The sequence below is a fragment of the Luteimonas soli genome, from assembly GCF_042648865.1.
In the GTDB taxonomy this organism is placed as follows: Bacteria; Pseudomonadota; Gammaproteobacteria; order Xanthomonadales; family Xanthomonadaceae; genus Luteimonas; species Luteimonas soli.
The window spans coordinates 508,226-530,582 of sequence record NZ_JBHRYA010000007.1 but is presented as its reverse complement, the minus strand read 5'-3'; the positions used below and the strand labels follow the sequence as shown (position 1 = coordinate 530,582).

Annotated in this window: 11 protein-coding genes; 3 read left to right on the top strand and 8 right to left on the bottom strand. The window is 72.0% G+C overall.

Annotated elements, in window-relative coordinates; all coding sequences use genetic code 11:
* Positions 1–47: 47 nt before the first annotated feature.
* Together sppA and ACFONC_RS09730 are read right to left on the bottom strand one after the other, a co-directional pair.
* Positions 48–1,949 carry a signal peptide peptidase SppA gene (gene sppA, locus ACFONC_RS09735; protein WP_386743580.1) on the bottom strand — a complete coding sequence of 634 codons (1,902 nt, stop codon included), beginning with the start codon at positions 1,947–1,949 and terminating at the stop codon, positions 48–50.
* A 174-nt stretch (positions 1,950–2,123) separates the two neighbouring features.
* Positions 2,124–3,503, bottom strand: a complete 1,380-nt coding sequence (locus ACFONC_RS09730; RefSeq protein WP_386743578.1) for an MATE family efflux transporter — start codon at positions 3,501–3,503, stop codon at positions 2,124–2,126.
* A gap of 139 nt (positions 3,504–3,642) precedes the next feature.
* Here ACFONC_RS09730 and ACFONC_RS09725 point away from each other — a divergent pair, with 139 nt between their 5' ends.
* Complete coding sequence (locus ACFONC_RS09725) at positions 3,643–4,971, top strand: DUF3667 domain-containing protein (protein WP_386743576.1); 1,329 nt, start codon at positions 3,643–3,645, stop codon at positions 4,969–4,971.
* A gap of 176 nt (positions 4,972–5,147) precedes the next feature.
* Here ACFONC_RS09725 and ACFONC_RS09720 read toward each other — a convergent pair whose 3' ends face one another.
* Positions 5,148–5,792, bottom strand: a complete 645-nt coding sequence (locus ACFONC_RS09720; RefSeq protein WP_386743574.1) for a DUF3106 domain-containing protein — start codon at positions 5,790–5,792, stop codon at positions 5,148–5,150.
* Positions 5,782–6,747 (bottom strand): hypothetical protein, encoded by a 966-nt coding sequence (locus ACFONC_RS09715; protein WP_386743572.1) that lies wholly within the window; start codon positions 6,745–6,747, stop codon positions 5,782–5,784. Before ACFONC_RS09715 ends, ACFONC_RS09720 begins: the two co-directional genes overlap by 11 nt.
* Positions 6,748–7,182: 435 nt before the next feature.
* Between ACFONC_RS09715 and ACFONC_RS09710 the strand changes: the two genes are divergently transcribed.
* A complete protein-coding gene (locus ACFONC_RS09710; protein WP_386743570.1) occupies positions 7,183–9,396 on the top strand; it encodes a primosomal protein N' in 2,214 nt (737 codons plus the stop codon).
* A 141-nt stretch (positions 9,397–9,537) separates the two neighbouring features.
* Here ACFONC_RS09710 and ACFONC_RS09705 read toward each other — a convergent pair whose 3' ends face one another.
* Positions 9,538–10,299 (bottom strand): NYN domain-containing protein, encoded by a 762-nt coding sequence (locus tag ACFONC_RS09705; RefSeq protein ID WP_386743568.1) that lies wholly within the window; start codon positions 10,297–10,299, stop codon positions 9,538–9,540.
* 162 nt (positions 10,300–10,461) lie between these two features.
* On the opposite strand from ACFONC_RS09705, the gene ACFONC_RS09700 reads away from it, so the two are divergent.
* On the top strand, positions 10,462–11,760 hold the full coding sequence (locus ACFONC_RS09700; protein WP_386743566.1) for an NAD(P)/FAD-dependent oxidoreductase: 1,299 nt from the start codon (positions 10,462–10,464) through the stop codon (positions 11,758–11,760).
* Positions 11,761–11,889: 129 nt separating this feature from the next.
* Here ACFONC_RS09700 and rpoH read toward each other — a convergent pair whose 3' ends face one another.
* From rpoH to ACFONC_RS09685, 3 genes are all read right to left on the bottom strand, one after another.
* Positions 11,890–12,777 (bottom strand): RNA polymerase sigma factor RpoH, encoded by an 888-nt coding sequence (gene rpoH, locus ACFONC_RS09695; protein ID WP_386744635.1) that lies wholly within the window; start codon positions 12,775–12,777, stop codon positions 11,890–11,892.
* A 499-nt stretch (positions 12,778–13,276) separates the two neighbouring features.
* Positions 13,277–19,747: a YadA-like family protein gene (locus tag ACFONC_RS09690; RefSeq protein WP_386743564.1), complete on the bottom strand. Its 6,471-nt coding sequence runs from the start codon at positions 19,745–19,747 to the stop codon at positions 13,277–13,279.
* Between the two features lie 156 nt (positions 19,748–19,903).
* Positions 19,904–22,291, bottom strand: coding sequence for a winged helix-turn-helix domain-containing protein (locus tag ACFONC_RS09685; protein ID WP_386743562.1), 2,388 nt, complete (start codon positions 22,289–22,291; stop codon positions 19,904–19,906).
* Between the last annotated feature and the right edge of the window lie 66 nt (positions 22,292–22,357).

Here is a 22,357-nt window from a genome sequence, read left to right as displayed (position 1 = left end):
ACCCTCCCCTTGAAGGGGAGGGCTTCAGAGAAGCCCGGGGCTTGTTGTCAGAAGCCGCAGAAGCAGTACGCCAGTGCCTTGACCGGCTGGCCGGGGCGGGCGATGGCGGCGTCGAGGAACTGCAGGTCGTGGCGCACCTGCGGCACCGCATTGGCCAGCACGGCGGCGCCGGCCATCTCGCGCGCGAACTCCGAGTGCCGCAGCCACGCGCCGCCGAGGCGGCTGCCGGCGAAGCCGGTGAAGAAGCGCTGGAACGGGGTCGCCATCTTCTCGATGTAGCGCACGCGGTAGTCGTCCTGCTTGCCGAGTTCGGCGCGCGTGGCGGCGTCGGCGATCGCGTCGCGCAGGCCGCCGAACGCGTCGACCAGCCCGCGCTCCTTCGCCTGTGCGCCGCTCCACACGCGGCCGCGGGCCACTTCGTCGATCTGCTCCACCGTGCGGTCGCGCGCCTTGGCGACGCGGCCGGTGAAGTCGCGGTAACCCTTCTCGATCACCGACTGCACCACCTGCCCGACTTCCGGATCCAGCGGCCGGGTGATGTCGAACGCGCCGGCGAAGCGCGTGGTGCCGACGCCGTCGGTGTGCACGCCGATCTTTTCCAGCGTGCGCGGGATGGTGGGAATCATGCCGAAGATGCCGATCGAGCCGGTGATCGTCGACGGGTCGGCGTAGATGCGGTCGGCGTTCATGCTGATCCAGTAGCCGCCGGACGCGGCCAGGTCGCCCATCGACACGACCACGGGCTTGCCGGCTTCCTTGAGTGCGACCACTTCGCGGCGGATCTGCTCGGAGGCGAACACCTCGCCGCCGGGCGAATCGACGCGCAGCACCACGGCCTTGACGTTGTCGTCGTCGCGCGCCTCGCGCAGCAGCGCGGCGGTGGATTCGCCGCCGATGCTGCCGGCCGGCTGCTCGCCACCGGCGATCGCGCCCTCGGCGACCACCACCGCCACCTGCGGGCGCTCGTCCACCGTCAGCGGGCCGTCCATCTGCTGCAGGTAGGCGCCGAGCGACACCTGGCGGAAGCCACCCTCGGCCTCGTCGTCGGCGACGCCGCGCTCGGCCAGCAGGTCTTCCACTTGTTCCTGCGTCTTCAGCCCGTCGACCAGCTTCTGTTGCAGCGCGTACCTGGCCAGGTCGCCGCCTGCGGCCTCGATCCCGGCCGGCAGGTTGTCGATGCCCGCGGTCAGCTGCGCCGGCTTGAGTTTGCGCACCTTGGCGATGTCGGCGAGATAGCGCTGCCAGACATCGTTCATCCAGTACAGGTCGGCTTCCTTGGACTCGGGCGACGCGGCGTCGAGGATGAAGGGTTCCACGGCCGACTTGTACTCGCCGACCTTGAACACGTGCACGTCGACGCCGAGCTTGTCCTGCAGGCCTTCGCGATAGAACTGGTGGTAACGGCCCAGGCCCTCCAGCATCAGCCCGCCCATCGGGTCGATGTAGACCTCGTCGGCCTGCGCAGCCAGCAGGTACTGCATCTGGTCGAGGTTTTCGCCGAAGGACACCACCTGCTTGCCCGCCGCGCGCAATTCGGCCACGGCCGCGGCGACCTCGCGGATCGAGGCGTAGCCGGAGAAGCCCATGCCGTCCACGCGCAGCAGCACGCGTTCGATGCGGTCGTCGGTACGCGCCGCGTCGAGTGCGCGCAGCAGGTCGCGCAGCTGCACCTCGTGCACGCCGGTGCCGCTGAGCGCGCTGAGCGCACGCATGCCCGGGTCGATGCTGTACTGCTCGACCAGCATGCCCTCGGGCGCGATCACCAGCGTGGTGTCGTCGAGCAGCGGCTTGACCCGCCCGGCCGACGCCATCGCGATGAGCAGGATCAGCAGCAGGCCGAAGAACAGGATGTTGAACGCCAGCCGCCGGACGAAGTTCATCGCGTCCCAGACGAAGATGAAGAAGGCGGCGACGGGACCGTTGCGGTTGCCCGGGCGGGGCTGGTTCATTGCAGGAACTCCAGGGAAATTCGTGGGGCCGACACCCTTGTGGATGCCCTTGCAGGAGCGGCGGAAGCCGCGGGCTTTTCGATCAGGCCAGGAAAAACCCGCGGCTTCCGCCGCTCCTACAACAGCAGGGACAGGCGGCCGATACGGCAGGATAGCCCGCCCGCCGCCGCGTTTTCATGCGCCATCGGTCACCGTGGCGACCCGCTGCCCGGTCGAGGAGCGCAGGAAACGCGCGCCGAGCAGGAGGGCGGCGACCACCAGCCCGGCGATCAGCCCGATCCACATCCCGCGCGGGCCCCAGCCCAGCCACAGCCCGAGCCAGGCGCCCAGCGGCATGCCGATGCCCCAGTAGGCGCAGGCGGCCAGCAGCATCGGTACGCGGGTGTCCTTGAGCCCGCGCAGGGCGCCGGCGGACAGCACCTGGATGCCATCGGGGAACTGGAACGCCGCCGCGTACAGCAGCAGCGACGAGGCCAGCGCCGCCACCGCCGCGTCGCGGGTGTACAGCGCCACGATGTGGTCGTGGCCGAATAGCAGGATCGAGCCGCCGACCAGCTGCGTGGCCAGCACCAGCACGCCGCCGGCGAACGCCGCCCGGCGCACGCCGCGGCTGCCTCGCCCCCGCCCGACCGCGTTGCCGACCCGCACCGTGGTCGCCTCGGCCAGCCCGAACGGGACCATGAAGCACAGGCTGGCGACGTTGATCGCGATCTGGTGCGCGGCCGCCGGCAACTCGCCCAGGCGGCCGATCAACAGCGCGGTGACGATGAACAGCCCGCCTTCCATCAGCACCGTCACCCCGATCGGCAGGCCGGTGGCGAGCAGGCCGCGGATCGCGGCCCAGTGCGGCCGGTCGAAACGCACGAACAGGTCCAGCGACGCGAACCGCTTCGAGCGCGCCAGGTATGCGGTGAACGCCAGCACCTGCGCCCACAGCATGATCGCCGAGGCGATGCCCAGGCCGCCGGCGCCCAGCTCGGGCAGGCCGAACAGGCCGAAGGTCAGCACCCAGCCCAGCGGCACGAGCAACAGCAGTCCGCCGAATCCGAGCACCATCGTCGGCAGCGTCCAGTGCAGGCCGTCGCTGAGGTAGCGCATGCAGTAGTACAGCGTCAGCGCCGGCACGCCCCAGCGGATGCCGCGCAGGAAGTCGGCCGCGCCAGGGCGGATCCCGGGCGCGATCCCCATCGGCCCCAGCGCGTATACCGCCAGGCTCAGGAGCGCGAACAGCACCACGCCCAGCACCGCCGCCAGCCACAGCGACTGCCGGAACAGCGGGCCGATCTCGTCGCGGCGATCCGCGCCGTCGAGCTGCGACACCGACGGCGGCAGCGCCATCAGCGTGCCCATCGGGATCATCATCGCCAGCCAGAACAGCGCCGTGCCCACCGACACCCCGGCCAGCGTGGCGGTGCCGTGGTGGCCGGCGAGCACGGCGTCGACGAAGCCGATCATGCCGGTCGCGACGTGGCCGGCGACCAGTGGCGCGGCAAGGACGGCGGTGGTGCGCACTTCGCCACGGAAGCGCACGGGAGCGTGGATCGGGAGGGACATGGGGAGGCGATGCGTGCCGCGCGACTGCGGCCGCGCGCCGATCGGCCGTCGGGCGCTGGCGCCGGGTCGCGGCTGGCGGCTATGTTACCGACCTTCGTGAATGGCACGCGACACGTTCGCCGTGCCGGAGGACAGTCGGATGCCAGACCAGGACAACGCCCGGCGCGAGCCGGCAACGCCGCCACCACCGGCTCCGGCATCGGCGCGCGGCGCCTGCGGCAACTGCGGCTCGCCGCTGCTGGGCGAGTACTGCTACGCCTGCGGCCAGCCGGTGACCGGCATGGTGCGGCACTTCTCCACCATCCTCGGCGACTTCACCGACACCGTCCTCAACTGGGACACGCGCCTGCCGCGCACGCTGTGGCCGCTGCTGGCGCGCCCCGGATTCCTGACCCGCGAATACTTCGCCGGTCGCCGCGTGCGCTACGTCAGCCCGGTGCGGCTGTTCGTGACCCTGGCCATCGTCACCTTCTTCGTCGCCCAGCTGATGCTCAGCTTCGGCGACAACGTCAACTTCGACGACCGCCCCGTCGACGCGAGCTTCTCGCAGGTGCAGACGGTGGAGGAAGTCATCCGCCAGCGCGACGAAGCGCTCGCGGACCTGGCCGAAGCGCGCAAGGGCGACGGCGCGGACGTGCCCGGGCTCGGTGCGGGGCTGGGCATCGCCGAGCAGGCGATCCGCAACAGCGCCGACGCGCGCATCCGGGTGCTGGAGCGGCGCGAGGCGAAGGGTGCGAAGTCCGGATCGTCGGCGTCCGCCGCACCAGCATCGGCGGATGCCGGAGACCCGGCCGGTGCGAAGCCCGGGGACGGCGCCGGCGGCCGCGAGCCCGGCGCAACCGGCGACGACGCATCGGCGGCAGCGACGGACCCGCGCGTCGACGTGAATGCCGACGACGACGAGAACACCCTTTCGTTCAACGGCGAGCCCTGGGACCCGGTGACCAACCCGCTGACCGTGGGCTGGTGGCCGGACTTCGCCAACCGCTGGCTCAACGCACAGGTCGGGCGCGGCAAGAAGAACATCGAACGCATGCGCACCGACCAGGAATTCTTCAAGGACGCCTACTTGGGTGCGATGCCGGCAACGCTGTTCGTGCTGCTGCCGGTGTTCGCGCTGATGCTCAAGATCGCCTACATCTTCAAGCGCCGGCTCTACATGGAGCACCTGCTGGTGGCGCTGCACAGCCACGCGTTCCTGTGCCTGGCGCTGCTGCTGGTGTTCCTGGTGATGGCGCTGCAGCGCTGGCTGGCGCCGGAAGCGGGCGCGCTGCATACCATGTTCACGTGGATCGAGGGCCTGCTCTGGTGCTGGATGCCCATCTATCTGTTGCTGATGCAGAAGCACGCCTACGGACAGGGCTGGATCATGACCTTCCTGAAGTACTCGGTGCTCGGGTTCTGCTACGTGGTGCTGCTGAGCTTCGGCGCCGCGTTCGCGGCCCTGTTCGCCGTGGTCTACGCGTAGACCGAGGGGCTTCAGCCAGCCGTAGGTCGGGGCTACGTCCCCGACGGCTCTTTGCGCGTTGTCCGGGCTACGAACGAAAGCCGGCCGGTTTGACCGATCGCGGGGCGTCGGGGGCGTAGCCCCGACCTACGGCGGGTCGCGAGGGCTGCGACCCATCGACTGTCCGCACCGGTGCTTCACCTGCGCAGGCGCTTGCGCAGCCAGGCATCGCGCTGTGCTTCGGGCTGCGCCAGCAGCTCCGTGCGCAGGGCGTCGCGCGCCTGCGGTGGCGTGCGCTGTGCGAGCACGGCCAGGTCGTCGCGACCCTCGGGTGACAGCGCGCGCAGGGCGGCCAGCAGGGCCTCGCGCTGGTCCGACGGCACCTGCGAGACCAACGCGTGCAGCTTCGGATAGTCCGCGCCCAGCACCGGGCCGAGCATCCAGCCGCGGCGTTCGCTGCCGTCGAGCGCGTCGTACTTCGCGCGCAGTTCCTGCTGCCGGTCCGGCGGCAGCGCGGCGTACGCCTTCGCCGCGGCCCGCAGCTGCCGGCGCTCGGCCTCGGGCAGCGCGCGCCACGCCTGCCAGGCCTCTCGCCGCTCGCGCTGCACGGCCGGAAGTTGCGCATCCCACTGCGCCACGCGCTTTTCGAGCGCGGCGCGCTGCGCGGGCGTCATCGCCGCCAGGGCCGCGGCGTGGCGCTGCAGTTCGGCGCGGGTCGGCGCCGGCAGGGCCTGCGCCTTTTCCAGCAGGCCGGGCGGCAGCGACTGCGCGGCGGCCGCGGCTGGCAGCGCCAACGCCAACGCCAACGCCAGCAACGCAACGGTGGCGCGCTCAGGGCGCATCTTCGGTTTCCGTGGGCGCATCGGCGTCGGCCGCCACCACGCTGGCGGCGTCGTCGCCTTCCGGCTCGATGACAGGCACCTTCGCTCCGGCCGCAAGCCAGGCGTGGAAGCCCGGATCGCGCGCGGCGGCTTCCTCGGCCGAGGCGTCGGCAAGCATGTCGAAATCGGGGTGGGTCAGCAGCGCGGCGCGGGCGTCGAAGGTCGACTCCGGCGCGTCGCCCGGCGGCAGCGGCGCGACTTCGATCCGCGAAGTCGGCGCCTGGTCGGATTGATCGTCGAACACCGGCAGGAAGGTCGCGCCGAACGCCAGCGCGGTCACCGCCGCCGCGGCGATCATCGCCGGCGTCCGCCACGACGCCGGCTCGGCCGGGTCGCGCTCGCGCGGCGGCGCAGCCGGCGGGTCGAGCCGGCGTCCCAGCGCCGCGGCCTCGCGCATCCGCGCCAGCTGCGCCATGCGCTCGGCCGACAGGTCGCGCACCGCGTGCCGCGTCGCCTCGCCGAGCATCCGCCAGCCCTGGGTATCGGGCTGGCCGTCCTCGCCGTGCGGCAGGGCGCGCTGCAGCGCCAGCCGGTAGGTCGGCCGGGCCACGCCCAGCACCGCGGCGGCCTCGGCCTCGGGCAGCCCCGCCACCAGGCGCAGCAGCAGCGCCGCGCGCGGCCCGCGGCCGATTCCGGCCAGTGCGCCGAAACCGCTGCCCCAGGACGGCGCCTGCGGCTGCTCGCGCAGCTCCGGCGTGGCCAGCAGCAGGGTCCAGAACTGGCGCGGCCAGTCGGCGAACGGGATCTTCGCCGCCGGCAGGCGGAAGGCGCGCATCGCGGCGACCAGGGCCCGGTCGCCGGTGGCGGCGTCGCCGACCTGCAGCTGCGCGAACACCGCACCGCGGCGTTCTACGCCACGCAGGAAAGCGGTCAGGGCGGCCGGCGCCGAAACGGCGTCGTGGAGGGTGCGCGGCATCGTCTGCTCGGTGTGATCGCCCCGCATGATAGCCGCCGCGGGCGAGGCCTTCCCCCTTGACTAACCGGGAAAAATCGGCCTGCCCGCCGCCGCGGGCCAAATCGGTTGTACACAGCGGTCATGGCGTCGTCACAAAGCTGGACGGCCCGCGAACCCCTCGCTCCACGGGCGCATGGTTTCACGGGCAAGTGCTTGATTCATATGAAAGAGTGCCGTTTGGCACTTTTTTGACCAAGTCGCCGATCGCTGCTGTTTTCCCGTGCACTTCCGGCCGAACACGACCGCGATGCACAGAGTTATCCACATGCGGTGTGGATAAAGGAAAAACCCCAGGCACCGCGGTAACTTGCGCGTCATAGATCGGAACGGAGCGAGCTATCGCACGCAACCGCGTGTGCGACGGTGACCGGCGTCACGGGCGGCTAGACTTCCGCGATGTCCGCCGACGCATCCGTCCTGCAGGTCGCCCTGCCCGTGCCGCTGCCGCGCCTGTTCGACTACCGCGCACCGGCGGGAATGACGGCGGCGCCGGATCTTGTCGGCTGCCGGGTGCGGGTACCGTTCGGGCCGCGCGAACTGGTCGGCGTGGTGGCGGGTGTCGGTACGGCCGCCGGCGACACGCCCGCGCTGCGCGAGGCGCTGGCCTGCCTCGACGACGCGCCGCTGCTGCACGGCGAACTGTTCGACTCGCTGCGCTGGCTGGCGCGCTACACCCACGCGCCGCTGGGCGAGGTGCTGGCCACCGCACTGCCCGCCGCGTTGCGCCGCGGCGAACCGCTGCCCGACACCCACGCCTGGGCGTGGCGACTGACCGAAGCCGGTGCGACCGCCCTGCCCGGCCTGCGCGGCGGCAGCCGGCCGCGACGGCTGGCGGAGCTGCTGCACGAGGCCGCGCGCGACGAGGACGCACTCGCCGGACTGATGGACGACTGGCGCGGCGCGGCGCGTTCACTGGCCAAGCGCGAACTGGTCGAACGCATCGCGATCCCCGCATCGCGGCTGGCGCCCACGCCGCAACCCGGGCCGGAACCCAACGCCGAGCAGGCCGCGGCGATCGAAACCATCCACGCCGTCGACGGCTTCGCCGCGCTGCTGCTCGACGGCGTCACCGGCAGCGGCAAGACCGAGGTCTACCTGCAGGCGATCGCCGACTGCCTGGCGCGCGGCAGGCAGGCGCTGGTGCTGGTGCCGGAGATCGGCCTGACCCCGCAGCTGCTGTCGCGCTTCCGCGCGCGCCTGGGCGTGCCGGTGCACGCGACACACTCCGGATTGAACGACGGCGAACGCGCGCGCACCTGGGCCGCGGCGCTGCGCGGCGAGGCGCGTGTGGTGGTCGGCACGCGCTCGGCGGTGTTCACGCCATTGCCCGAAGCCGGGTTGATCGTCATCGACGAAGAACACGACGGCAGCTACAAACAGCAGGACGGCATCCGCTACCACGCACGCGACTTCGCCCTGGTGCGCGGCAAGGCGCTGGGCGTGCCGGTGCTGCTGGGCAGCGCCACGCCGTCGCTCGAATCGCTGCACAACGCGCGCGCCAACCGCTACGCGCACCTGCGCCTCACGCGCCGCGCGGGCGATGCGAAGCCGCCGCGCGTGCGCGTGCTCGACGTGCGCAAGCGGCCACTCGACGCCGGCCTTTCGAACGACCTGCTCGACGCGGCCGGCAAGGCGCTCGACGCCGGCGGCCAGGTGCTGGTGTTCAAGAACCGTCGCGGCTACGCACCGGTGCTGCTGTGCCACGACTGCGGCTGGAGCGCACAGTGCAAGCGCTGCGACGCACCGATGACCGTGCACGCCGGCGGCCGCCGCCTGCAGTGCCACCACTGCGGCGCGCGCCAGTCCGTGCCGCTGGCCTGCCCCGACTGCGCGAGCCTGGCGCTGCAGCCGCAGGGCATCGGCACCGAACGGATCGAGGAACTGCTGGCGAAACGCTTCGACGGCATGCCGGTGCTGCGCATCGATCGCGGCAGCACGCGTCGCCAGGGTGCGCTGGAGAAGCACTTCGAATCGCTCGGGACGAACGCGGGCGTGCTGGTCGGCACGCAGATGCTGGCCAAGGGGCACGACCTGCCGAACCTGACGCTGGTGTGCGTGGTGGGCATCGACGAGGGGTTGTTCTCGGCCGACTTCCGCGCCGGCGAGAAGCTCGCGCAGCTGCTGGTCCAGGTGTCCGGCCGCGCCGGCCGCGCCGACAAGCCCGGCGAAGTGCTGCTGCAGACCCACCATCCCGATCATCCGTTGCTGCAGACGCTGGTCCATGGCGGCTACCACGCGTTCGCCGACGGGGAGCTGATGCAGCGCGAGGCGGCCGGCTTCCCGCCGTTCGCGCACCTGGCGCTGCTGCGTGCCGAAGCGAAGCATGTCGATGCGCCGATGCAGTTCCTGCGCGCGGCGAAGGAATTGCTGCTGCCGTTCGCGGCGACGGGCTCGAAGCAGGAAGCTGCCGCGGGGCTGGAACTGCACGGCCCGCTGCCCGCGCCAATGCCGAGGCGCGCGGGCATGCATCGCGCGCAGCTGCTGGTGTCGGCTGTACAGCGGCGCGAACTGCACGCCGCGCTCGACGCGGTGGTGCCGGCGCTGCATGCACTGCCCGAAGCACGCAAGGTGCGCTGGTCGCTGGACGTGGACCCGGTGGATCTGTACTAGCCGAAGCGCATCACACCAAACGTAGGATGGGTAGAGCGCAGCGAAACCCATCACCGGCCGGTGGAGAGAACGATGGGTTTCGCTGCGCTCTACCCATCCTACGATCGCGCTTGTTGTCCTTCCTGCGTCGGCTGCCTTGCCTCAACCGGCCGCCTTCTTCCGCGCCTGCTTCCGCGGCGCGGCCGGCTTCTTCGCCCGCACCGACAGCAGCTGTCCGTTCTTGCGCACCTCGAACAGCCCCGTCGCCTCGATCAGGTCGCTGAGCTTGCGGTAGCCGTAGTTGCGCGAGTCGAACGAGCCCTGGTTGCTGATGTGGCTGCCCACCGCGCCCAGGTGCGACCAGCCGTCGTCGCCCTGCGCTGCATCGATCGCGTTGCGCAGGGTGCGCACCAGCGCCGCGTCGCCCTGCAACTGCTGCATGGTGCGCGCCTTCGTGGTGGTGGTGGCCACGTCGCGCGCCTCGGGTTCGCCAAGCTTTTCGAGGTACAGGAACACCGAACACGCCTTGACGAATGGCTCCGGCGTCTTCTCCTCGCCGAAGCCGTAGACCGCGACGCCGTCGTTGCGCAGGCGCATCACCAGTGGGGTGAAGTCGGCGTCACTGGAGACGATCGCGAAGCCATCCAGGTTGCGCGCGTACAGCAAGTCCATCGCGTCGATCACCATCGCCATGTCCGAGGCGTTCTTGCCGGTGGAATACGCGAACTGCTGGATCGGCCGGATCGCGTAGGTATGCAGCACCTTCTCCCAGCCGTTGAGGTGCTGGCTCTTCCAGTTGCCGTAGGCGCGGCGCACGTTGGCCTCGCCGTGGCGCGCGACCTCGGCGAGGATCACGTCGATCTTCGATGCGGGCGCGTTGTCTGCGTCGATCAGCAGGGCGATGCGTTTTTCGTTGTCGGGCATGGCCGGGTCCGGGCGGTGGTTGCGAAGAGCCTAGCGCAACCGCCCCCCGCGCCGCGACGCGCTGGCGATGGGCATCGCGCCACCGCCACCTCCCGCCACCGCTGCCTGCTTCACGACGCGCGAACCGGCATCATTGCGCCACCCCCGCGATCACGAGGCCACATGGACAGCAGCCGGAACCCGGGCAGCGACCTGCCGCACGTCGTCGTCATCGGCGGCGGCTTCGCCGGCCTGTGGGCGACGCGCGCGCTGGCGAAGGCGCCGGTGCGCGTCACCCTGCTCGACCGCGGCAACCACCACCTGTTCCAGCCGCTGCTGTACCAGGTCGCCACCGCCGGACTGTCGGCACCGGACATCGCAGCGCCGCTGCGCCACATCCTGCAGTGGCAGCGCAACGTGACGGTGCTGATGGAAACGGTCGCCGGCATCGACACCACCGCGCGCGAGGTACGGCTAGAACGCGGCGACGCGCTGCGCTACGACCACCTGCTGCTGGCCAGCGGCGCCACCCACGCCTATTTCGGCCACGACGACTGGGCCGCGCACGCACCGGGGCTGAAGACGCTCGACGACGCGCTGCACATCCGGCGCCGGATCCTGTCCGCGTTCGAGCGCGCGGAAGCGGAACGCGACCCGGCCGCGAAGCAGGCGCTGCTGACCTTCGCCATCGTCGGCGGCGGGCCGACCGGCGTGGAGCTGGCCGGCACCCTGGCCGAGATCGCACGGCACACGCTCAAGCGCGAATTCCGCAACATCGAGCCGCGCGACGCGCGCGTGCTGTTGCTTGAAGCCGGGCCGCGGGTGCTGTCGACCTTCCCCGACTCGCTGTCAGGGAAGGCGCGCCGGCAGCTGGAGAAGCTCGGCGTCGAGGTCCGCACCGGCACGCCGGTGAACGCGATCGACGCCGACGGCGTGCTGCTCGGCGACGAGCGCATCGCCGCGCGCACGGTGCTGTGGGCCGCAGGCGTGGCGGCATCACCGCTGGCGCGCGCGCTCGGCGTTCCGCTCGACCGCGCCGGGCGCGTGCAGGTGGAGGCGGATCTTTCCGTGCCCGGCAAACCCGACGTGTTCGTGGCCGGCGACCTCGCCTCGGTCCAGCAGGACGGCAAGCCGGTGCCCGGCGTCGCGCCGGCGGCCAAGCAGATGGGCCGCCACGTCGCCAACGCGATCCGCGCACGCATCGCCGGCAAGCCGGCGGCGGCGTTCCGCTACCGCGACTACGGCAACCTCGCGACCATTGGCCGCATGGCCGCGGTGGTGCACCTGGGCAAGCTGAAACTGTCGGGCGCGCTGGCGTGGTGGTTCTGGCTCACCGCGCACATCTTCTTCCTGATCGGCTTCCGCAACCGGCTGGTGGTGATGCTCAACTGGACCTGGGCGTACTGGAGCTACCAGCGCGCGGCGCGGATCATCCTGGGCAGGGATTCGGGATTCGGGATTCGGGATTCGGAAGAGCGATGAATCCCGGGCGATGGGCGATGCCCTCCGCGCGGATTGCCCGCAAACGGAAACGGCCCGGTTTCCCGGGCCGTCGTCATGCACTTCAATCGCCGCCTGGCGTCCTGCTTTTACGAATCCCGAATCCCGGCTTCAAGCCGCAAACAACGCCTTCATCTTCTTCAGCGCGTTCGCCTCGACCTGGCGGATGCGTTCGGCGGAGACGCCGTACTCGTCGGCCAGTTCCTGCAGGGTGACCTTGTTGTCGTCGTCCAGCCAGCGGCGCCTGATGATGTCGCGCGAGCGGTCGTCCAGCCGGCTCATGCCTTCGCGCAGCAGCTGCAGCTGGTGGTCCTCGCTGTCCATGCGCTCGTAGGCCTCGGACGGGTCTTCGTCGTTGGTCACCAGGTAGGCCGACGGCGACGGCGGGGCGTGGTCGTCGTCCTCGCTGGCGGGCGCGTCGAAGCCGATGTCGCGGCCGGACAGGCGCGACTCCATCTCCAGCACCTCGCGCTCGGACACGTTGAGGTCGGCGGCCACGGCGCGCACTTCCTCGGCGTTCAACCAGCCCAGGCGCTTCTTGCTCTTGCGCAGGTTGAAGAACAGCTTGCGCTGCGCCTTGGTCGTGGCGACCTTGACGATGCGCCAGTTCTTGAGGATGTACTCGTGCATCTCGGCGCGGATCCAGTGCACGGCGAAGCTGACCAGGCGCACGCCCACTTCCGGGTCGAAGCGCTTGACCGCCTTCATCAGGCCGATGTTGCCTTCCTGGATCAGGTCGCCGAGCGGCAGGCCGTAGCCGTTGTAGCCGCGCGCGACGTGCACCACGAAACGCAGGTGCGAATGCACCAGTTCGCGGGCGGCGTCGAGGTCTTCCTCGTTGCGGAAGCGGTGCGCGAGCGCCTGTTCGTCCTCGACGGAGAGCACCGGGATCTGGTGCACCGCGCCGATGTAGGCGTCCAGCGAGCCGAGCGCGCTGGGCACCGGCAGGTTGTTGGGGACGAGGGCTTGATTGAACGTGGTTGCGGTCATGGGCGTCATTTTAGCAGTGTCCATATACGACTGCTAACGAAAAGGGAAGTTCCCAGCGTTCCGTTCATGGAACAGTCGATCGGGTCTGGGGGCGCTTAACCTAAAACGCGGCCCCTGCAAACCGGGGGACAGCATCGAGGGTGCAGCCGGGGCGTCCCGGGGCCGTGAGCTGTCTTCGACCGCGTCCGTGGGGCGGGGTTCCCGCGTCGATCAGGCGCGCCGTCGGGCGCGTAGCAGCCGGATCGGGGGTTCGTTGGGCAGCCGTAGGTCGGGGTTACATCCCCGACGTGCTTTTCGCGCCGCGAACCACCGGAACCCGCGCGACTGGCCCGGCCGCGCATCCCCGGAATGCGAAGAACCAAAAAAAAGAACCCCGGACGAGGCCGGGGCTGAAGGAAGAAAAGGTCGTGGTCCGCGTCGCCGTTGGCCGCGCCGGGAGAAGGCTCGGCCAGGCCGGCGGCGTGCGTCGCGCCGCCGGTGGGACCGGCGACGCGGGCCACGCAGGGCGCTACAGGTCGAACCCGAAACCGATGCCGGCCGAGTTGTCGCCATTGCTGAACGCACCGCCGATCGAGAACGACGCGCGTTCGCCGATCTGCTTCGAGTAGCCCACCGACAGGGCGCTTTCGCCGTTCTGCCAGCCGGCACCGACCGCCACTCGGCCGCGTTCGCTGCGTCCGCCGGCGGCGTTCATCGCCATGTTCATCATCGCCGAGCTCATCGCGCCCATGCGGTCGATGCGCTCGTCCTGCTGGCTCAGCCGCGCACCGAGGTTGTCGCTCAGCTGCTGGAACTGGTCGTCCAGTGCATTGAACTTCGTGTCGGTGTAGGCATTGGCCGACGCCAGCGTCTTGGTGGCGGTGGTGTCGGTGTAGGCGTTGGCCGAGTCCAGGGTCTCCTGGTCGAGCGCCGCCGGCACCGGGGCCTGCGCCACGGGAGCCGACTGGCCGCCGGTGACCGGGCCGGTGCCGCCCGACGGCGCCGGGGTCCCGGTCGTGCCGGCGTCGCGGGACGGACCGGCCGGCGTGTCACCGCCGGCGACACGGTCGTCGACCGGCTGCCGGGCGCCTCCGCTGGCGGCGGTTGCAGGCGTGGTGGCATCCGTCGAGCCGGCTCCGGTTTCCAGCGCGCTCAGGCGGCTGTCGATGCCGCTGATCGCACCGTCGATGGCACCGAGCGCGTCGCCGACGCTGTAGTAGCTGCCGCCCTGGATCATGTAGGACGGACCGCTGAAGCCGTCCGCGCCCATCGACGCCCCGCCGCCCAGGAACTGGGCCATCGAATCGCCCATGCCGAACAGCTGCGCGCCGTTGACCGCCTCGGTGCTGGTCGTCGACAGCATGCCCGGCGCCACGTTGGCGATGGTGGTGCCGCCGTCGCCGGCAAGGGTCAGGGTCGACTTGTCTTCGTCGTCGTACTTCACCGCACCGGCCAGGCCCGCGTCGACGTCCTCGAGCGCGGCGTTGAACTGGCCCAGGTTGACCGCGTCGGTGTCCTGCGTGCCGGCGGCGACGTTGGTGACCTGCCGCTCGCCGCCAACGCTGCCGACCGAGACGCTGTCGGCACGGTCGGCGACCGAGCCCGCGCCCAGCGCGACCGCATTGGCGGCCGTGGCCTGTGCCCGTGCGCCGAGCGCGGTGCCGTCCGTCGCGGCTTCCAGCACGCGTGCGTCGTAGCCGGCGGCTGTGGAACCGTTCGAGCGCGCCTGTGCGTTGGAACCCAGCGCCGAGGCCGTGGCCGCCAGCGCCTGGGTGTTGGCGCCCAGCGCGGTGGCGTTGGTGCCGGCGGCGTGGGCATTGCTGCCGAACGCCGACCCGCTGACCTTCGCCGCCTTGCTGTTCGCACCGACGGCGGTCGTACCGTTGGCGCCGGCAACCGCGTTGCTCCCGGCCGCGAGCGTTCCTTCGCCGTTGACGGTGGCGTCGTCGCTGCCGTCCTGCGCACCGCTGGCGGCGAAGTAGTGGTTGGTTTCGCCCACCTGCCCGGCGAGCTCGTCCAGCTGCGCCTTGTTCACCGCGTCGGTGTCCTCGGTGCCGGCGGCGACGTGCGTGATCTGTCGCTCCTCGGCGAAGCCGTCGATGTTGGGGCCGGCGCCGACCGAAACCGCGTTGGCGCGATCGGCCACCGAACCGGTGCCCAGGGCAACACTGTTGTCGCCCATGGCCTTGGCGTAGAAGCCGAGCGCGACCGCGTTCTCGCCGTCGGCGAAGGTCGAGCCACCGATCGCGGTCGACCAGCGCGCGTTGGCGAAGGCCGATTCGCCCACGGCGGTGGCGTTGGCTTCGGTGGCGAAGCTGTTCCACCCCAGCGCGGTGGACTGGATGCCGGTCGCCTGCGACGCCGCGCCGAACGCCGAGGCGCGCACGCCCGAGGCAACCGTGGCGACGTGGCCCAGGTTCGGGCCGGCCGGGCGGCTGCCGCCGACCGCGGTGCTCTGGTCGCCGGTGGCCTGGGCGCTGTCGCCGACGGCCACCGCGCTTTCGCCTGCGGCGTTGGCGCGCGAGCCGAGTCCGGTCGCCCACATGCCACTGGCGCTGGCGTTGGCGCCGAGCGCGGTGGTCAGATCACCGGTGGCCTGCGCGCCGGCGCCGAACGCCGCCGCACCGACGCCGGTGGCCGCGGTGGTGCCCTCGATGGTGACCTCCTCCTGCAGCTCGGCGTCGTAGTAGGTGTAGTGCAGGTCGCCGCCGGCGGCGGTGGACGAATCGCCCGCGGCCAATGCGTTGAAGCCCAGCGCAGTGGCGTTATCGGCGATCGCGTTGGCGCCGCCGCCGAACGCCGAGGCGCCCGCGCCGGTGGCGTTGGTGGCCTCGCCTGCGGCGACCGCGTTGTCGCCCTCTACGTACGCACCGGCGTCGCTGTCGGCGCTGCCACTGGCCTGGAAGTACTTGCCGGTTTCCGCCGCACCGTCGGCCACTTCGTTGAGCTGCGCGAGGTTCACCGCGTCGGTGTCCTGCGTGCCGGCGGCGACGTTGGTGATCTGGCGGTCGAACGGCGCCACGCCGCTGGCCGGATCGCTTACCGAGCTGCCGACCGACACGGTGTTGTCGCGGTCGGCGACCGAGTACGCACCGAGCGCGACGCTGTTCTGCCCGTAGGCGTCGCTCTCGTAGCCCAGGCCGGTGCTGTAGTCGACGCGCGCACGGGCCTGGCGGCCGAACGCACTGGCGCCGACGCCGTCGCTACCCGACATCTGCCCGACCGCGGTGTTTTCTTCACCCAGAGCGATGCCGCCGATCGCCACGCTGCGGTCGCCATGCGCTTCGGACCAGTTGCCGACCGCGGTGCTGAAGACGCCGTAGCTGCGGGTCTGTTCGCCGATCGCCACGCTCCAGTCGCCGCGCGCGGTGCTGGCCGGGCCGATGGCGGTGGAGCTTTCGCCGCTGGCTTCCGACACGGCTCCGATCGCGACCGAACCGTAGTTGGTGGCGCGCGCGGCGACCCCGATCGCGGTCGACTCCTGCCCGGAGGCCTCGGTCGACCAGGTTTCCTCTTCCCAGGTATCGCCGTTGATCACCGTCATCTGCCCGCCGATGGCGGTCGCGCTCTGCCCGGTGGCCTGGCTGCCGACGCCGTAGGCCGTCGCCCACTTCTCGCTGGCGACGCTGCCGTAGCCGCTGGCGGTGGCCAGTTCACCGATTGCGTTCGCGCCGCTGCCGAAGGCGGTGGCACCGAAGCCGATCGCATTGGCCGCCTCGCCGGCCGCGGTGGCGTTGGCGCCTTCAACGTATGCGCCGACGCTGTCGCTGTCCGGGTCGTCGCTGGCCTTGAAGAAGTAGTCGGTGTTGTCCGCGGTCTTGGCCACTTCCTGCAGCTGGGCCAGGTTCACCGCGTCGGTGTCCTCGGTGCCCGCGGCGACGTGGGTGATCTGGCGGTCGATGGCGGCGATGTCGCCCGGCAGCTGGCCGTTGTGGTTGCGCGCCGGCGAGCCGACCGAAATGCTGTTGTCGCGGTCGGCGTACGAACCGGCCCCCAGCGCCACCGCGTTGGTCACGCCCGGCGCGACCTCGCTGTTGGCGCCCAGCGCCATGCTGCCGTTGGCGTCGGGGAACACGATGCTGTTCCAGCCCAGCGCGACGCTCTGCACGCCGCCGGTGGCCGACAGGCCGCCGAACGCCAGGCTCTCCGTGCCTTCGGCCACGGACAACCCGCCCATGGCGATGGTGCGGTCGCCTCGCGCCTGCGCGCGATTGCCGAGCGCAGTGCTGAACACGCCGTACGCGCGTGCGCCGCCGCCCAGGGCCGCGCTCCAGTCGCCGCGCGCGGTCGCTGCCTGGCCGATGGCGGTCGAGCTTTCGCCACTGGCTTCGGAGACCACGCCGACCGCGGTGCTGCCGTACTGCGTGGCGCGTGCGGCGGTGCCGATCGCGGTCGATTCCTGCCCGGAGGCGGTCGTCGACCAGATCTCGTCCTCCCAGGTGTCGCCGTTGATCACCACCATCTGCCCGCCGATGGCGGTCGCACTCTGCCCGGTGGACTGGCTGCCCACGCCGTAGGCCACGCTCCACTTCTGCGACGCGACCGCGCCGTAGCCGCTGGCGGTGGCCAGTTCGCCCAGCGCCATCGCGCCGCTGCCGAACGCGGTGGCGCCGAAGCCGATCGCGCTGGCCGCCTCGCCGGCGGCAGTGGCGTTGGCACCTTCGACCCAGGCGCCGACGCTGTCGGAATCAGGATCGTCGCTGGCCTTGAAGAAGTAGTCGGTGTTGTCGGCCGTCTTCGCCACTTCGTCCAGCTGCGCGAGGTTCACCGCGTCGGTGTCCTGCGTGCCAGCGGCGACATTGGTGATCTGGCGCTCGTGGCCGGCGCCGCCGACCGAAACCGCATCATCGCGATCGGCCAGCGATCCCGCGCCCAGTGCGATCGCGTTCGCGCCCTCCACCCGGCTGCCGACGCCGAGCGCGACGCCGCCGTCGGCGGCGACCGCCGACCCGGTGCCGATCGCAACGCCATGGGTGGCGGCCACGCTGGTCGCGTAACCGATCGCGATGCCGTAGTTGGCGCCGACCATGCTGCGGCTGCCGATGGCGGTGGCGTAGTCGGCGTCGACCGCGCTGATCGCACCCAGCGCCATGGCCATGTGCCCCTGCGCAACCGCGCCGGCGCCCAGCGCAGTCACCAGCGCGCCGTTGGCGTAGGCAGCCGGGCCGAAGGCGCTCGCGCCCATGCCGACCGCGGTGGTGCCGACCAGGTTGCCGCTCGGGAAACCGCCGCCGCTCTGGAACAGCACGATGTCGCCGGGGCCGCCGACCGCGACCGAATAGTCGCCGCTGGTATTGCTGCCGTAGCCGTAGGCGGACGCGCCGACGCCGGAAGCCAGCGCGTAGCCGCCAGTGGCGGTGCCCAGGTCCGCGGCGCTGCTGCGGTAGCCGATGGCGGTGGACTGGATGCCGGTGGCCACGGACTCCACGCCGAAGGCGCTGGCGTACTCGCCGCCGGCCTGCGCGCCGGCGCCGGCCGCGATGGTCCAGGTGCCGGACGCGCTGGCGCCGGCACCGAGCGCGGTGGCGTCCTCGCCGGACGCCGCCGTGTTCGACTGGACGGCGTTGCCGTCCTCGTCCTCGACGGTGCGCACGCCGCCCACGGCCAGGCTCGATTCGCCGCTGGCTTCGGCGCTGCCGCCATAGGCCGCGGCGTCGGTGCCGCTGGCGACGCTGCCGTAGCCGGAGGCGATGCTGAACTCGCCGACCGCGACCGCGCCGCTGCCGAACGCCGAGGCGCCGAGCCCGAGCGCACTGCTGGTGGCGCCGATCGCGGTGGTGTAGTCGCCCTCGGCCAGAGCGTCCGAGCCCAGCGCGGTGCTGTCCTCGCCCTGGGCCGCGGCCTGGAAACCGTTGGCGGTGCTGTCGATGCCTTCGGCGACGCTGAGCGTGCCGGTGGCCGAGGCGTTCTCGCCGCTGGCGCGGGCGCCGGCGCCGACCGCGGTCGCGCCCTGTGCGCTGGCGGTGGTCTGCACGAACTCTCCCGTCCCGCCGCTGCCGTCGTCCTCGACGCCGACGAAATAGGCGCCGCCGAGCGCGGTGCTGTTGGCGCTCTCCGCCCGCGAGCCGGTACCCACGGCCGTGGCGGCGTGGCCGGCGGCGACGGCTTCGTCGCCCACCGCGGTGCTGTAGTCGCGCGCGGCGACCGCATCGCTGCCCAGCGCGTTGGCACGCACGCCGATGGCGGTGGCGCCCGGGCCGACCGCGACGCTGGCAGCGCCTTCGGCGGTGCTGGCGATGCCCACGGCGACACCGAAGTCACCGCTGGCATACGAAGCGGCACCCAGCGCCGTGGCGTTCTCGCCGCTGGCCAGGGCGAAGTTGCCCATCGCAGTGGTGGCGAACGCAGTGGCGCGCGCGACCGGGCCCACGGCCGTGCCGTAGTCGCCGCTGGCCTTGGCGCCGGCGCCGACCGCCACGCCCTGGGTGCCGGTGGCGGCGGTGTATTCCCAGCCGGCGAAGGTGTTGAAGGCGCCGCCAATCGCGACGCTGGAGCCGCCCTCGGCCTTCGCCTTGGCGCCCATCGCCACGTCGCCGAGCCCCGCCGCGGTGCTTTCGCTGCCGACCGCAATGCCCCACTGGTCGCCGGCCTGCGCGTGGTGGCCGGTGGCAACCGAGCGGTAGCCGCCGGCGACGCTGCCTGCGCCGCTGGCGACGGCATTCTCGCCGGTCGCCTGCGCGTCGTCGCTGCCGTCGGCGGCGCCGTCGGCGGCGAAGTAGTGGTCGGCGTCGCCGGCTGCGCGCCTGGGCGGCAGGCGGTCGGCGGGGCCGCGCGCGGATTCGAGGGCCGCGGTGCAGGCATCCGCCGCGGCGGTCGCACGCGGCGATCCACGTTCGTCGCGGCGGGCGCGGCAGTCGGCGTCGGCAGGTGCCTCGGCGACCGGCGCGGACGCGGGGGAGACGTCGACGCGCGCGGGCTGCGAGGAAGAAGCGGGGGACTGGGCGAAGGCAGGCTGGGACAGGGCCACGAGCAGCGCGGCGTACAGCGGCGTACGGATCATCGTTTCTCCCTCGGAACGGAACGTCAGGGACCTGCGGGGGCAGGCGGGACTGGAACGGATGCCAGCCACCGGACGCTGCAACGGCGGTCGCCGCGCTGTCATTCCAGTTCGATGACGATCTTGTTTCCGGGAGATTTCCCGAGTTGGATCAGCGGTTTACGGGCCGGCTACGGCGGCCGGCGGCAGTGGCGCCAGCAGCGCTGGCGGGATCGGCCGCTCTCCGGCCAGCGCCCGCGCGCGCGCCAGCGCCGCTTCCCACTGCTCGTGCTGGCCGAGCCGGGCGTACAGCTCGACCTGCAGCAGGGCGAGGCCGAAGTCGCGCTCGGCCCAGGGCGCGGCGCGGCCGACCAGGCCACCGGCTTCGGCCGTGCGGCCCTGCGCCAGGCGCCAGCGCGCGTAGGCGCCGACGGCTTCGGCGATTTCCATCGGGATCGCGCGCTGCTCGGCCGATTCCAGCGCGGCGCGGTAGCCGGGCTCGCCGGCGTCGCCGGCACGGAGCGCACGCAGGATCTGGCGCGGGATGGCGTCGCCGGTCAATGCGTCGTCGGCGAACGGCAGCCCGAGCGCGTGCGCGGCCTGCCCGCGCCGCAGCTGCAGCCAGGCGCGCAGGCGCGGGCGGCGTTCGGGCGGCCAGTCGTCGAGTGCGGCGTCGGCGATCTCCAGCACCGCGCGCGGGTCGCCGGACTGGCGCGCCAGCTCCATGCGCAGGTAGTCGCGGCGCTTGTAGTCTCCCGGCACCACCCGCGCGGCTTCCGGCTTGGCCAGCAGCGCGCCCGCCTCCGCCAGGCGGCCGACGGCGAGCAAAGCCTCGGCGCGGCCGAGCAGGATGTTGGCGCGCTGGGCCGGGTCGCGGATCCGCGGCAGCAGTGCCCAGGCGCGGCCGCTTTCTTCCAGCGCGGCCTCGGGCTGCAGCAGCTGCAGCTGCGCGGTGACCAGCATGCCGCTGATCCCGGCCAGCTCGTTGACCGCGCCCATCGATTCGAAATCGCGCGCGGCCTTCTCGAAGTAGCCCACCGCCTGCGCCGGCCGCTCGCGGTCCATCTCCAGGTTGCCCAGGTTGGCGTCCACGCGCGCCACCGCCAGCGCGTCGCCGCCGCGCAGCAATTGCACGCGGGCGCGGCCGAGGTCGGCCAGCGCCTGCTCGAAGCGCCCCTGCGATGAGCGCGTCACGCCGCGGCCGTTGAGCGCGTTGCCCAGCTCCACCGGCGAACCGTGGCGTTCGAGCAGCGCGATCGAGGCGTCGTAGTCCTTCTCGGCGTCCGCGTAGCGGTCGAGCCGGATCAGCATCGCACCGCGCGAACCGAGCAGCCGCGCGCGGAACATCGGGTCGTCGCGCGCCGCGCCGCCATCGAGCAGGTCGCCGAGCGTGGCCAGCCCGCGCTGGTACTGGCCGGCGCGGAAGTCGACCTGCGCCAGCCGGTAGCGCAGCTGCGGCCGCGAACGCTGCAGCTCGGGCGCCTCGTTGAGGATCCTGCGTGCGGTGTCGAGCTCGTTGGCCAGCATCGCCGAGCGCGCGCGCTGCAGGCGTTCCTCCAGGTCCGGCGCCGGTTCGTCACCGGCGGCAATCGCGTCGCCGCCAAGCGCTGCCAGCAGGCGGTCGCCGGCGATGCGTGCGGCATCGAGCAACTCCTCGCCCTGCGCCTGGCCGCGCTGCACCAGGCCGTGGCGATCGGTCGCGCGCAGGCGCACCGTCCAGCGGCCGTCGTCGCCGCTGGCGCGACTTTCGACGATCCAGTCCACGCGCGCGCTGTCGCGCAGCTGCTGTACGTCCGGTGCGTGCGCCGCGTCACCGGCGTCGCGCAACAGGCTCAGCGTGGTGTCGCTCGACAGCGCCGGCAGGCCGCCGCGGCGGATGCGGTCGGCCAGGTAGTCCATCAGCCCGAGCCGCGCCCAGGCCACGTCGCCGGGGCCTTCGACGCGCGTGGGCAGCACCATGATCGCGCGCTGGCCGGTCGCGGCGGCCGTCGCGGGTCCCGGCGCCTGTGTCGCACGACGCTGCCAGGCGAACGCCGCGACCAGCACCGCCAGCAGCAGCGCGGCGATTGCGAACGCGATGCGGCGGCCGTGACGTGGCGTGGAAGGGAGCTGCGCGACCGGCACGGGAGAAGCGTCGGCGACGGACTCCGGTGCGTGGGGCCGCGCCGGAGGCGCAGCTGCGTCCGCTGGCATCACATCCGTTGGCGCAGCCTCGATCGCCGCGATCGCACCAGGTTCGGGTGGCTCATGTTCGACGGTGGTGTCGGCCACCCAGCGGAAGCCGAAGCGCGGCACCGTGCGGATCGCGCGCTGCTCCTGGCCGTCGTCGCCGATCGCGCGCCGGCTGCGCAGGATGATCTGCGCCAGCTGCGCGTCGGACACGTCGCTGCGCGAGAACACCGCCTGCGCCAGCTCGTCACGGTCCACCGCGCGCTCGCGGTGCTCGATCAGGTGCACCAGGCACTCGAACACCCGCGCCGGCAGCGCCACCGCCGCGTCGTCGTGCAGCAGCTCGCGCTTGGCCAGGTCCAGCGCGTGGCGCCCGAAGCGATAACGCACGTTCGTCATGGAATCAGGATGGCGGACCGGGCCTGCGCGCGCATGGGCCGGACATCATCGCCCATCCGTCGGGCC